Below are 12,986 nucleotides of genomic sequence, written 5' to 3'. Positions count from 1 at the left end.
TCGAGGTTCGGCGTCTCGGCGGCAGGCGCCAGCCGGCCGGAGGGCTCGAAGCCGCTGCCGGCGGTGCGCCGCTCGAAGATGATCTCGTCCTGGTTGGCGACGCGCAGCCCGCCACGGTCGTCGGGACGGATCTTCATCGGGCGGGCGTCAGCCTCGATCACCGGGATGGTGGTGTTGCCCAGCTTGCTGACCGCCCAGCCGACGATGCCGCCGACGGCCAGCACCCCTGCCAGGCCGCCGGCGATGATCGCCATGCGGCGACCCGCGCCGCTGTCCTCGGCGGCGGGTTCCCGGATACGATAGGACGGGACCTGAACTTCCCTCACCGCATCTCCTCAACCGGTGCGACGCCCATGACCGCGAGGCCCGAGCGGATGACGATGGCCGTCGCGGCGACGAGGGCCAGCCGCGCCCGGGTGGCCTCCGGCGCTTCGGCCTGGATGAAACGCAGTGTCGCATCTTCGCGCCCGCGGTTCCACAAAATATGAAAGTCGCTGGCCAAGTCACCGAGATAGAACGCAATTCGGTGTGGCTCCCGCGCCGCAGCAGCGGCCTCCACCGTGCGCGGCCAGGCGATCAGCCGGCGCAGCAAGGCGAGCTCGGCGGCGTCCTGCAGCGTCGCCAGCGCAGCCTCCTCGCCGGCGAGCTCGGCCGGCGCCGGCTCGCCCGCCTGGCGCAGCACCGAGCGGCAGCGGGCATGGGCGTATTGCACGTAGAAGACCGGATTCTCGCGCGACTGCTCGACCACGCGGTCGAGGTCGAAATCCATCTGCGCATCCGACTTACGCGTCAGCATGGTGAAGCGGACGGCGTCGCGGCCCACCTCGTCGATCAGGTCGCGCAGGGTGATGTAGGTGCCGGCGCGCTTCGACATGCGCACGGGCTCGCCGCCCTTCATCACCTTGACGATCTGGCACAGCAGCACGTCGAGCGGCACGGCGCCGTCGGACAGCGCGCGGGTCGCCGCCTGCATGCGCTTGACATAGCCGCCATGGTCGGCGCCCCAGACCTGCACCAGCTGCTGCATGCCGCGGGCGATCTTGTCGGCATGGTTGCCGATGTCATTCGCGAAATAGGTGTTGCTGCCGTCGGACTTGCGCAGCGGGCGGTCGACGTCGTCGCCAAACTTCGTCGAGGCGAAGAGCGTCTGCGGCCGCGGCTCCCAGTCCTCTGGCAGCTTGCCCTTCGGCGGCTCCAGCACGCCCTCATAGACCAGGCCCTTGGCCGAGAGCTCGGCGATGGCGCGGTCGGCGACGCCGTCCTTCACCAGCTGCGCCTCGCTGATGAAGACGTCCTGGGCGACGCCGAGGGCGGCCAGATCCTCGCGGATCGATTCCATCATGGCGGCGACGGTGAATTCGCGCACGGTGGTCAGCCAGAGCGACGCCTCGGCCGGCTTGGCGCCCGGCGCCAGGCTGTCGCCGAACGTTTCCTTCAGCGCGGCGCCGACGGGGACCAGGTAGTCGCCGCGATACTGCAGCCCGCCGGGAACCGCCTCGGCGTATTCTTCTTCCGTCAGCGTGGTGCCGAGCGCCTCGAGGTAGCGCCAATAGGCGGCATAGCCCAGCGCCTGCACCTGCGCGCCGGCGTCGTTGATGTAGTATTCCTTGGTGACGGCATAGCCGGCCTTGCCCAGCAGATTGGCCAGCGCGTCGCCGACCACGGCGCCGCGGCAATGGCCGACATGCATCGGGCCGGTCGGATTGGCCGAGACATATTCGACGTTGATCTTCACCCCGGCGCCGGACGCGCCGTCGCCATAGGCTTCACCCGCGCGCAGCACCACGGGCAGCTGGCCCAGAAGAAAAGACTCGGCGAGGCGGAGGTTGACGAAGCCGGGGCCGGCGGGCGCGGCCTCGGCCACCATCGGCAGCTCCAGCAGCGCGGCCGACAGCTCGGCGGCCAGCTTCGGCGGCGCCACCTTGGCGATCTTGGCCACCACCATCGCGGCATTGGTCGACATGTCGCCATGCGCGGCGTCGCGCGGCGGCTCGACGGTGACGCGGGTCAGCGCCTCCTCCGGCAGCTCCGGCAGCAGGCGGCGCAGGCAGGTCAGGACCTCGGCGCGCAGTGCGGCAAAAATATCCTGCGGGGCGGCGTGGGTCTGTTCCATGGTGTCCGTTCAGCCGGGGATGTGAGGGTCGGTCAGGCGGCGGTGCTCGTCCAGCGCGAAGCGGTCGGTCATGCCGGCGACATAGTCGCAGACAACGGCGGCGCATTGCGCGCTGCCGGCCTCGCCGGCGCGGTCGCGCCATTCGGGGGGCAGCATGTCGGGCCCGCCATGCAGCAGGCTGAACAGCACCTGCACCACCCGCTTCGACTTCTGCGTCGTGCGGTTGACGCGCCAGTGGCGGTACATGCGGCCGAAGAGGAAGTCGCGAACCTGCTGGTTGGCGTCCTGCATCGGGCCAGAGAAGCCGATCATCGGCCGGCCGGCGGCGCGCACCGCATCGGCGTCGACGGGGGCCAGCACGGCCAGGCGGCGCTCGGCCTCGGCCACCACGTCCTGGATCATGACGTTGATGACGCGGCGGATCGCCTCGCTGGCCAGGCGGGTCGCCGGCGCGTCGGGGTAGGCGGCGCGCACGTCCTGCACCGCCCCGCCGATCAGCGGCAGCGCCGCGGCTTCATCCAGGGAAAACAGCCCGGCGCGCAGGCCGTCATCGAGGTCGTGGTTGTTGTAGGCGATGTCGTCGGCGAGCGCCGCGACCTGGGCCTCCAGCGAGGCGTGGCTGGACAGCTCCAGCGAATGGCGGGAATCGTATTCGGCCATGAAATGGCTGGGGCGGCGGATCGGGCCGTTGTGCTTGGCCAGCCCCTCCAGCGTCTCCCAGGTCAGGTTCAGCCCGTCGAACTCGGCGTAGCGCTTCTCCAGCACCGTGACCGCCTTCAGGCTCTGCGCATTGTGGTCGAAGCCGCCATACGGGCGCATGACGCCGTTCAGCGCCTCTTCCCCCGCATGGCCGAAGGGCGGGTGGCCCAGGTCATGGGCCAGCGCCAGCGCCTCGGCCAGGTCCTCGTCCAGCCGCAGCCGGCGGGCGATGGAGCGGGCGATCTGCGCCACCTCGATGCTGTGGGTCAGCCGGGTGCGGAAGGCGTCGCCCTCGTGATAGATGAAGACCTGCGTCTTGTATTGCAGCCGGCGGAAGGCCGCGGCGTGGATGATGCGGTCCCGGTCGCGCTGGAAGGGCGAGCGCACCCCGCTCGCCGGCTCCGGATGGAGACGGCCGCGCGAGGCCTCGGCGCGGGCGGCATAGGGGGCGAGGTCGGGCATGACCGCCGCGCTCTACCAGCGGGGGCGCGCCGTCGCAACGGCTGCGCCGGCATGGCGCCCCTGCCCTGCCCCGCGCGTCATTGGAAATCCGGAATACCCCGCCTATGTTGGGCCCCGAGGAGTCCTGCCCCATGCCCGACGGCGCCGCCCTGTCCCCCGCCTTCCGCGTCACCCCCCGCGCCTTCGCCCAGGTGGCGGAGATCGCCGCGCGCGAAGGCCGGCCCGAAGCCGGGCTGCGCGTCGCGGTCAATGCCGGCGGCTGTTCCGGCTTCCAGTATTCCTTCGCCCTTGAGGACCAGGCCGCGGGCGAGGACCTGGTGCTGCAGGACGGCGCCACCCGGGTGATGATCGACCCGGTCAGCCTGGACCTGCTGGCAGGCTCGGAGCTCGACTGGGCCGATGAGCTGATCGGCGCGCATTTCACGGTGAAGAACCCGCAGGCGGCCTCCGGCTGCGGCTGCGGCGCGTCCTTCTCCATCGGCTGACCCGGACCGCCGAACCCGTGCGCCTGGCCACCTTCAACGTCAATTCGGTGCGCAAGCGTGCGCCGGGTCTCCGCCGCTTCCTCGAGGCCGCCCAGCCCGACCTGGTCTTCCTGCAGGAGCTGAAATGCAAGACCGAGGAATTCCCGGCCGCCGAATTCGAGGGTAGCGGCTACCGCTTCCACGCTGTCGGCCAGCAGGGCGGGCGCAACGGCGTGGCCGTGCTCGGCCGCATCCCCTTCGAGGTCACCGCCGAGACCCTGCCCGGCGAGGATGACGACGCCCATGCCCGCTACGTCGAGGTGACGGCGGAGGGTATCGACATTGCCGGCATCTACCTGCCCAACGGCAATTCGGGCGGCGACGAGGGCTTTGCCTACAAGCTGCGCTGGATGGAGCGGCTGCGCGCCCATGCGGCGGAAAAGCTCGACGCCTTCCGCCCCTTCGCCATCCTCGGCGACTTCAATGTCTGCCCGACCGAGCTGGACCTGGCGCCGCGCGCCCTGCCGCCGACCGACGCCCTGGTGCGGCCGGAGACGCGGGCCGCCTGGCGAGCGCTGGAAAACCTCGGCCTGATGGACGCGCTGCGCGCCCTGCATCCGGGCGAACGGCTCTACACCTACTGGGATTACGGCCCGGCCTTCGAGGCCAATCGCGGCCTGCGCATCGACCATGCGCTGCTGTCGCCGGAGCTGGCGGAGCGGCTGTCGCGCGGCTGGGTCGATGCCAAGCCGCGCAGCGAAGAGAGCCCCTCGGACCACACGCCGGTCCTGTTCGAGCTTTCCTGACGAAGGAGCCGCCGCCCCGACGGGGCGGCGGCGGTCCCACCTACCAGCGGTGCCAGTAGGGCGGCGGCGGTGGCGGCGGCCGGTAATACCCACCGGGCGGGCCATAGCCGGGCGGCGGGCCATAATAGCCGGGCGCCGGGGCGACGACGCAGCCGCCGAGCGAGATCGCGGCGCCCGCCAGGATCAGCAGGATCGGGAAACGGCGCATGGCATCACCTCCAGCCCGGCTCGACCCAGACCCAGCGGCCGCGCCGCTCGACCCACTCGCCGGGATACCAGCGGCCGCGCCGGCTCACCCAGCGGCCGCCCACCCAGACATAGTCGCCGCGGCGCCGGGTCCAATGCCCCGGCTCCCAGACCAGCCCGGGGCGCGGCGGACGGCCGGGGCCGCGCTCGCTGCGCAGCGGCGGCGGGCCCGGCGGACGGCCCGGCGGACCGCGATCGGGACCACGGCCAGGGCCCGGGCCCGGGCCACGATCGGGCCCCCTGTCAGGACCGCCATAGCCCGGCGGACCGCCCGGGCCACCGGTCGGCGGACCATAGGGCTGGGCTAGGGCGATGCCGGTCCCCAGCGGCAGGGCGGCCAGGGCGGCGCCTGCAAAGATCTGACGGAGCAGCCTACGGCGCTCGACCATCGCACTCTCCTTCTGTTCACCGCCGGTGCCGGCCAGCCGGGGCGAAAGGGTCTGGGGGGACCCGCGCCCGGCGGCCGGCAACGGCGGCAACCGCAATGATGGGAGACTGCCCCCCAAGCATGGCGGCACCAGGACAGAAAAAGGGCAAAGCGAGGCGAGTTGTGACGGCCCGTGACGTGCGGGATTAAATCGGCGCCATGAAAAACGGCGGGGCCCCGAAGTGCCCCGCCCTCGCCTTTCCGCGATTTCAGTCGCGCATCAAATGTCGGCGTAGCAATGCGTCTCGGCCTCGCCGCCCGGATGGGTGACGGCGCCCAGATGCGCCGGGCCCACCAGCTGCGCGTATTTCCACAGCGCCCCGGCATTGTAGTCGGTGCCGCGAGGCTTCCAGGCGGCGCGGCGCTTCTCCATCTCGCCCTCGGGCAGGATGACGTCGATGCTGCCCTTCTCGGCGTCGATGACGATGCGGTCGCCGTTCTGCAGCAGGCCGATCGGGCCGCCGACCGCGGCCTCCGGCCCGACATGGCCGACGCAGAAGCCGCGCGTGGCGCCGGAGAATCGCCCGTCGGTGATCAGCGCCACATCCTCGCCCATGCCCTGGCCATAGATGGCGGCGGTGGTGGACAGCATCTCGCGCATGCCGGGGCCGCCCTTCGGCCCCTCGTAGCGGATCACCAGGATGTCGCCCTTCTTGTAGGCGCGCTGGTCGACGGCCTTGAAGGCATCCTCCTCGCAGTCGAAGCACAGGGCAGTGCCTTCGAAGCGCAGCGTCTTCATGCCGGCCACCTTCACGATGGCGCCGTCGGGGGCGAGGTTTCCTTTCAGCCCGACCACGCCGCCCGTGGGGGTGATGGCGCGCGACACCGGGTAGATGACGTCCTGGTCGGTCGGGAAGACGATGTCGGCATGGTTCTCGGCCAGCGTCTTGCCGGTGACCGTCAGGCACTCGCCATGCAGCAGCCCGGCATCGAGCAGCGCCTTGATGATGATCGGGATGCCGCCGACCTTGTGCACGTCGAGCGCCACGTATTTCCCGCCCGGCTTCAGGTCGGCGATATAAGGCGTCCGCCGCATGATGGCGGCGACGTCGTCGAGGGTGAAGCGGATCCCCGCCTCATGCGCCATGGCCGGCAGGTGCAGCCCGGCATTGGTCGAGCCGCCGGTGGCGCCGACCACGATCGCCGCATTCTCCAGCGACTTCAGCGTGACGATGTCGCGCGGCCGGATGTTCTTCCGCAGCAGGTTCATCACCGCCTTGCCGGATTCGACGGCCCAGCGGTCGCGGTCCTCATAGGGTGCCGGCGCGCCGGCCGAGCCGGGCAGCGCCAGGCCGATCGCCTCGGAGACGGTGGCCATGGTGTTGGCGGTGAACTGGCCGCCGCAGGCGCCGGCGCTGGGGCAGGCGACGCATTCCAGGGCGTGCAGGTCCTCGTCCGACATGTTGCCGGCGGCGTGCTGGCCGACCGCCTCGAAGACGTCGACGACGGTGACGTCGCGCCCCTTGAACTTCCCGGGCAGGATCGAGCCGCCATACATGAAGACGCTGGGCACGTTCAGCCGCAGCATGGCCATCATCATGCCCGGCAGCGACTTGTCGCAGCCCGCCAGCGTGACCATGGCGTCATAGGAATGGCCGCGCATGGTCAGCTCGACCGTGTCGGCGATGGCGTCGCGCGAGGCCAGCGACGACTTCATCCCCTGGTGCCCCATGGCGATGCCGTCGGTCACCGTGATGGTGGTGAATTCGCGCGGCGTGCCGAAGCCGGCCTTCACGCCCTGCTTCACGCTCTGCGCTTGGCGGTTCAGCGCGATGTTGCAGGGGGCGGCCTCGTTCCAGCAGGTGGCGACGCCGACCAGGGGCTGGGCGATCTCCTCCTCGGTCATGCCCATGGCGTAGTAGTAGGAGCGGTGCGGGGCGCGCTCCGGGCCGACGCTGACATGCCGGCTGGGCATGCGCGACTTGTCCCATTTGTGCTCAGCCATGCGGGCGAACCTTCCTTCATTGCGTCCCGGACCCGGTATCGCGCAATAAAGCATGGGTCGCAACCCTGGAGCAGTTCTGTGCCGCACCATGAGAAAGGGCCGGAAGGCTTGCGCCCCCGGCCCCTTCCCTCCGCGATGACCGGGAAAAGTCAGTTCTTCTCGCGGCCTGGCACCGGCATGTAGCCGTGGCTGCGCGGGTCCTTCATCGACAGGGTCGCGACCAGCGAGATCAGCGCGAAGACCGCGACATACCAGAAGAAGGCGCTCTCCATGCCGATGCTCTTCAGGTAGAGCGCGACATATTCCGCCGTGCCGCCGAACAGTGAATTGGCGATGGCATAGCCGAGGCCGACGCCCAGCGCCCGGATTTCTGCGGGGAACATCTCTGCCTTCACCACGCCGCTGATCGACGTGTAAAAACTGACGATGAACAGCGCGCCGAGGATGCCGACGAAGGCGCCCATCGGCGAGGTGACGCCCGACAAATAGGTCATGATCGGCACGGTGGCGATCGCCATGCCCGCGCTGAAGATCAGCAGGCAGTTGCGGCGGCCGATGCGGTCGGACAGCGCGCCCAGCGGCGGCTGCAGCAGCATGTAGCAGAACAGCACCGCCGCCATGGTCTCGCTCGACGTCGCCGCCGAGAAGCCGGCGCTGTTGACCAGGAACTTCTGCATGTAGGTGGTGAAGGCATAGAAGGCGAGGCTGCCGCCGGCGGTCAGGCCGATCACCTGCAGCAGCGGCTTCGGATGCTTCAGCAGCAGGGAGATCGTGCCGGCACCCTTGCGCTTGCGGTCCTCCTCCGTCGTCGTCTCGTGCAGCGCGCGGCGCAGGAACAGCGCGATCACCGCGGTCGCGGCGCCGATGAAGAAGGGAATGCGCCAGGCCCAGGCGCGGATCTCGTCGCCGGTGTAGAGCGACTGCAGGATCACCACCACCAGCAGCGCCAGCAGCTGGCCACCGATCAGCGTCACATACTGGAAGGAGGCGAAGAAGCCGCGATGCCCAGCGACCGCGACCTCGGACATATAGGTGGCCGACGTCCCGTATTCGCCGCCGACCGACAGGCCCTGCAGCAGCCGCGCCAGCAGCAGCAACGCCGGCGCCGCGATGCCGATGCTGTCATAGCCCGGCAGCACCGCGATCATCAGCGAGCCGAAGCACATCAGCAGCACCGAGATCAGCATCGAGGCGCGGCGGCCATGCGTGTCGGCGATGCGGCCGAACAGCCAGCCGCCGATCGGGCGCATCAGGAAGCCGACGGCGAAGATGGCCGCGGTGTTCAGCAGCTGCACCGTCGGATTGCCGCCGGGGAAGAAGGTCGGCGCGAAATACAGCGCCGTCGCGGCATAGACGTAGAAATCGTACCACTCGACCAGATTGCCGGAGGAGCCGCCGATGATGGCGAAAACGCGCTTGCGGGTATCGTGAGGGTCTTTCACCTCGGCGACCGGGTCGACTGTCATGGTATCTCCTGTCCCCGTCCCGGGGCGCAGGGGGGGGCGCGCCGGATCTGGTATGGGAGACGATACCGCAGCCGAAAGCGCCGCGGTATTCGCGCGACCTTATAGGAGCCGCGTTGGTTCGGCACGGCAGCCATCGCATTATCTGATGGGTCAGGCCGGAATAGTGTCGCATCGGGACAAAACGCCGATGCCCTGAGGAGAAGAAGGCGCGAGGAAGCGGCTGCTCCCCCGCGCCGTCGTCAGGCTTACTCGGCGATGCGCGCCATGGCGGCGTCGAGGCGCGCGACCTCGGCCTCGGCGGCAGCCAAGCGCTCGCGGTTCTCCTCCACCACCTCGGGCTTGGCGCGGGCGACGAAGTCAGCATTGCCGAGCTTCTGTGCCACCTTGGCGCCTTCCGCCTGCGCCTTGTCGCGCTCCTTCATCAGCCGGGCGCGCTCGGCGGCCAGGTCGATGACGCCGGCCAGCGGCAGCAGGATGGTGGCCTCGCCCACCGTCACCTGGGCGCCCTTGACCGCCTCCCCCGCCTCCGGCGCACGGAACTCGGTGGCGCGGCCGAGGCGGCGGATGGCATCGATCCAGCGGGCGCCGCGCGCCAGGGTTTCCGGCGTCGCGCCCTGGGCCAGCAGCGGCACGGTGACAGACGGCGAAACATTCATCTCGGAGCGCACGCCGCGCACCGCCGAGATCAGCGAGACCAGCCAGTCCAGCTCGGCGCGGGCCGCCTCGGCACCCGGGACGGCGACCGGCTGCGGCCAGCTCTCGCCGATCAGGCTGCAGTCCGGGCCATAGCCGAAGCGGTCCCAGAGCTCCTCCGTCAGATAGGGCATCACCGGATGCAGCAGCTTCAGGATGGTGCCCAGCACGTATTGGGCGGCGCCCTTCACCTCGGCCTTCTCCGCCGTGTCGGGGCCGTTCAGCGCCGGCTTGGCGAATTCCAGGAACCAGTCGCAGAAGCTGTTCCAGACGAAGCGGTAGCAGGCCCCGGCATAGTCATCCATGCGATAGGCTTCGAGCGCGGCCGTCGCCTCGAGGATGGCGGCGTTCGAGGCGTCCAGGATCCAGCGCGCCAGCGGCGTCTCGACCTTGGACGGGTCGAAGGAGGCGTCCGGCCCGATGCCGTTCATCTCGCAGAAGCGCGCCGCGTTCCAGATCTTGGTGCCGAACGAACGGAAATCTTCCACCCGCTTGCGGCCGAGCTTCACGTCGCGGCCCGGCGTCGCCAGGGAGGCGATGGCGAAGCGCAGCGCATCGGCGCCGAAGCTCTCGACGAGCTCCAGCGGGTCGATGACGTTGCCCTTCGACTTCGACATCTTCTGGCCCTTCTCGTCGCGGACCAGGCCATGGATGTAGACGGTCTTGAACGGCGCGGCGCCCATGAAGTGATGGCCCATCATCATCATCCGGGCGACCCAGAAGAAGATGATGTCCCAGCCGGTGACCAGCACGTCGCCGGGATAATACTTGTCCAGCTCCGGCGTCTTGTTCGGCCAGCCGAGGGTGCTGAACGGCCACAGCGCCGAGCTGAACCAGGTGTCCAGCACGTCCTCGTCGCGGGTCAGCGCGACGTCGGCTCCGAGTTTTTGGCGCGCCTGGGCAAGCGCTTCCTCTTCCGTGCGGGCGACGAAGCAGCTGCCATCCGGCGCGTACCAGGCCGGGATCTGATGCCCCCACCACAGCTGGCGCGAGATGCACCAGGGCTGGATGTCCCGCATCCAGCTGAAGAAGATGTTTTCAAAGTGCTTGGGGACGAACTCGGTCTTGCCGGTCTCCACCGCCTCGATGGCCGGCTTGGCCAGCGTCGCCGCGTCGCAATACCACTGCAGCGTCAGCCGCGGCTCGATCGGCACGCCCGAACGGTCGCCATGCGGCACGGCATTGCTGTGCGGCTCAATGGTCTCGACCAGCTCCAGCCGCTCCAGCTCGGCGACGATGGCCTTGCGTGCCTCGAAGCGGTCCTGGCCGGACAGGCTGCGGACGAAGGCCGGGTCGGCCACGCCCTCCAGCGCCGCCAGGTCGCCCTCGATCTCCTCCAGCATCACCGCGCCATACGCGTCCAGCACCGACGGCATGGCCAGGCCGTGCCGCTTGCCGACGGCGAAATCGTTGAAGTCATGCGCCGGGGTGATCTTCACCGCGCCCGAGCCCTTTTCCGGGTCGGAATACTCGTCGGCGACGATCGGGATGCGGCGGCCGACCAGCGGCAGGATCGCAAATTTCCCCACGAGGTCGCGGAAGCGCTCATCCTCGGGGTGAACGGCGATGGCGGTGTCGCCCAGCATGGTCTCCGGCCGGGTGGTCGCGACCACGATGAAGCGGCCGGCCTCGCCCTCCACCGGATAGCGCAGGTGCCAGAGGCTGCCCTTCATCTCGCGGCTCTCGACCTCGAGGTCGGAGATCGCCGTCTGGAACTTCGGATCCCAGTTCACCAGCCGCCGGTCGCGATAGATCAGCCCCTGCTCATGCAGGGTGACGAAGACCTCGCGCACCGCCTCGGACAGGCCGGCATCCATGGTGAAGCGCTCGCGCCGCCAGTCCAGGCTGGCGCCGAGCCGCCGCAGCTGGCGGGTGATGTTGCCGCCCGACTGGCCCTTCCACTCCCAGACATGCTCCAGGAACTTCTCGCGGCCGATGTCGCGGCGCTGCACCCCCTGCCCGGCCAGCAGGCGCTCCACCACCATCTGCGTGGCGATGCCGGCATGGTCGGTGCCGGGCTGCCACAGCGCGTCCCGCCCCTGCATCCGGCGCCAGCGGATCAGCGTGTCCTGGATGGTGAAGGTCAGCGCATGGCCGATATGCAGGCTGCCGGTGACGTTCGGCGGCGGGATCATGATGGTGAAGGGGTCGGCCGCGCTCTCGGGATGCGCGCCGAAGCGGCCAGCCGCCTCCCATCCCTCGTAGAGGCGCTGTTCGAAGCTGGCGGGGAGAAGGTTCTTTTCGAGCATGGGCGCTGCCTTGGGCGCGATCAGCGCCGGTCGTCAAGAGGAAGGGTTAGAAAGCAAGAAAGGGCTGGGGGAAGGAATTCCCCCAGGCCCACTTCTCTTTCTGCCTGAGCCGCCCCCCGCCGGGGGGCGGCGGCGCTTACTGTGGGGGGCGGGCCAGGACGCGTTCGATCTCGGCCTTGACCAGACGCTCGACCATCGCCGGCAGATGCTGGTCCAGCCAGCCCTTCAGCAGCGGGCGCAGCTCCTCGCGCACCACATCCTCGATGCTCGTGCCGCCCGAACGCATCACCGGCGCCTTGCGGTCGTCGGCCACGGCGCGGGCCAGCTGGCCCAGGGCTGCGGCCGCGGCGGCCGCGGCGATCGGCCCCAGCAGGCTGCCCTGCTCGGTCTCGGCCGCGGCCAGGGGCGCAGCCACCGGGGCAGAGACATGGGCTGCGACCGGCGGCGCCACAGGCGCCGGCGCGATATAGGCGGGCGGCACATAGGTCTGCGGCTCGGGCGCCAGCGGCTGCGGACGCGGCGGCGGCACCGGACCGGGCGCGTCCGGCATGTTCGCGGGGGTCTTCGGCGTCGGAACCAGCATGGCTTCAGTCAACTCCAGCGGCGCATGAGCGGCATCGAGCTGCTCATCCTCGTTCAGGATGCTGCGGATGGAGGACAGGATGTCGTCCATCGATTGCTCCTGCGGAGCGGCGGGTCGTGCGGGCGGCTGGGCCATGCTCAGGGTACTGCGCTGCTGGAGGTGTCGCCGGCGGGCTGCTGGGAATTCAGGTCGCCGGTGCCGAACCAGCGCGACCGCACCGTCCGGTAATAGGCTTCCATATCGTATTGCGCGACCGGCAGCGCCAGATCCCGCGCCGTCAGCCGCCCGACCGAGCCGGCCAGGTTGTAGCTGGCGGTGACCACATTCGCGAGCGCCTGCACCAGGCTGACGCGGGCGTTCAGCAGCTCCTGCTCGGCGTTCAGCACGTCGAGGGTGGTGCGGCTGCCGACCACCGCCTCGCGCTGCACGCCGTCGAGGGCGATCTCGGCGGCGCGGATCTGCGCGCGCACGCTGTCGACCTGGGCGCGGGCCGATTGCAGCCCCTCCCAGGCCTGGGTCGCCTGCTGCATGACCTGGCGGCGGTTGTCGTCCACCACCTGGCGGTAGCGCTGCGCATCCTGCCGCGCCTGGCGCACCGCCGAATGCTCGGCGCCGCCCTGGTACAGCGGGACCGAGAGGTTGGCGGTGATCTGCTGGCCGGTGCCGCGGGTGTGCGGCGATTGCTGGTTGTCGCTGCGGAAGGCCTGGGCCTGCACATTCACCGAGGGCAGCAGGGCCGCCATCTGCACGTCGATGGCGTCGCGCGCCGCGGCCTCGTCGAACAGGGCTGCGACCACCGCCGGGTTGTTGCGCATGGCGAGCTCCGCCGCCTC

11 protein-coding genes and 1 pseudogene are annotated in these 12,986 nt (G+C 69.9%); 2 read left to right on the top strand and 10 right to left on the bottom strand.

Annotated features, from left to right (window positions below):
- The 3 genes and pseudogenes from BKE38_RS15665 to BKE38_RS15655 form a co-directional block, all read right to left on the bottom strand.
- Nucleotides 1-326 (bottom strand): annotated as a pseudogene (locus tag BKE38_RS15665) (hypothetical protein); the annotation flags it as partial.
- Entirely contained in the window at nt 323-2,113 is a 1,791-nt protein-coding gene (argS, locus tag BKE38_RS15660) for an arginine--tRNA ligase (protein ID WP_083747576.1), read from the bottom strand. The pseudogene BKE38_RS15665 and the gene argS, both read right to left, overlap by 4 nt.
- A 9-nt stretch (nt 2,114-2,122) precedes the next feature.
- Nucleotides 2,123-3,274: a deoxyguanosinetriphosphate triphosphohydrolase gene (locus BKE38_RS15655; RefSeq protein ID WP_076958230.1), complete on the bottom strand. Its 1,152-nt coding sequence runs from the start codon at nt 3,272-3,274 to the stop codon at nt 2,123-2,125.
- 131 nt (nt 3,275-3,405) lie between these two features.
- Here BKE38_RS15655 and BKE38_RS15650 point away from each other — a divergent pair, with 131 nt between their 5' ends.
- Complete coding sequence (locus BKE38_RS15650) at nt 3,406-3,759, top strand: HesB/IscA family protein (RefSeq protein WP_165694200.1); 354 nt, start codon at nt 3,406-3,408, stop codon at nt 3,757-3,759.
- Nucleotides 3,760-3,776: 17 nt separating this feature from the next.
- The gene (gene xth / locus BKE38_RS15645) at nt 3,777-4,544 is read left to right on the top strand and encodes an exodeoxyribonuclease III (protein ID WP_076958228.1); all 768 of its coding nucleotides are present in this window, start codon (nt 3,777-3,779) and stop codon (nt 4,542-4,544) included.
- A gap of 40 nt (nt 4,545-4,584) precedes the next feature.
- Here the strand turns inward: xth and BKE38_RS32110 are convergent, their stop codons facing one another.
- The 7 genes from BKE38_RS32110 to BKE38_RS15615 all read right to left on the bottom strand — a co-directional run.
- A complete protein-coding gene (locus BKE38_RS32110; RefSeq protein ID WP_165694199.1) occupies nt 4,585-4,752 on the bottom strand; it encodes a hypothetical protein in 168 nt (55 codons plus the stop codon).
- Between the two features lie 4 nt (nt 4,753-4,756).
- Complete coding sequence (locus tag BKE38_RS15640) at nt 4,757-5,179, bottom strand: YXWGXW repeat-containing protein (protein WP_076958227.1); 423 nt, start codon at nt 5,177-5,179, stop codon at nt 4,757-4,759.
- A gap of 258 nt (nt 5,180-5,437) precedes the next feature.
- On the bottom strand, nt 5,438-7,162 hold the full coding sequence (ilvD, locus tag BKE38_RS15635) for a dihydroxy-acid dehydratase (RefSeq protein ID WP_076958226.1): 1,725 nt from the start codon (nt 7,160-7,162) through the stop codon (nt 5,438-5,440).
- Between the two features lie 149 nt (nt 7,163-7,311).
- Nucleotides 7,312-8,628, bottom strand: a complete 1,317-nt coding sequence (locus BKE38_RS15630; RefSeq protein ID WP_076958225.1) for an MFS family transporter — start codon at nt 8,626-8,628, stop codon at nt 7,312-7,314.
- A gap of 245 nt (nt 8,629-8,873) precedes the next feature.
- Nucleotides 8,874-11,570, bottom strand: a complete 2,697-nt coding sequence (locus BKE38_RS15625) for a valine--tRNA ligase (protein WP_076958224.1) — start codon at nt 11,568-11,570, stop codon at nt 8,874-8,876.
- Between the two features lie 136 nt (nt 11,571-11,706).
- Nucleotides 11,707-12,243 carry a DUF2497 domain-containing protein gene (locus BKE38_RS15620; RefSeq protein WP_076958223.1) on the bottom strand — a complete coding sequence of 179 codons (537 nt, stop codon included), beginning with the start codon at nt 12,241-12,243 and terminating at the stop codon, nt 11,707-11,709.
- A gap of 47 nt (nt 12,244-12,290) precedes the next feature.
- Nucleotides 12,291-12,986: TolC family protein (locus BKE38_RS15615; protein WP_165694198.1), on the bottom strand; the 696-nt coding region annotated here is incomplete at its 5' end.

This window comes from Teichococcus deserti (assembly GCF_001982615.1).
GTDB lineage: Bacteria > Pseudomonadota > Alphaproteobacteria > Acetobacterales > Acetobacteraceae > Pseudoroseomonas > Pseudoroseomonas deserti.
The sequence above is the reverse complement of the archived record's forward strand: the minus strand, read 5'-3'. Positions and strand labels throughout refer to the sequence as shown.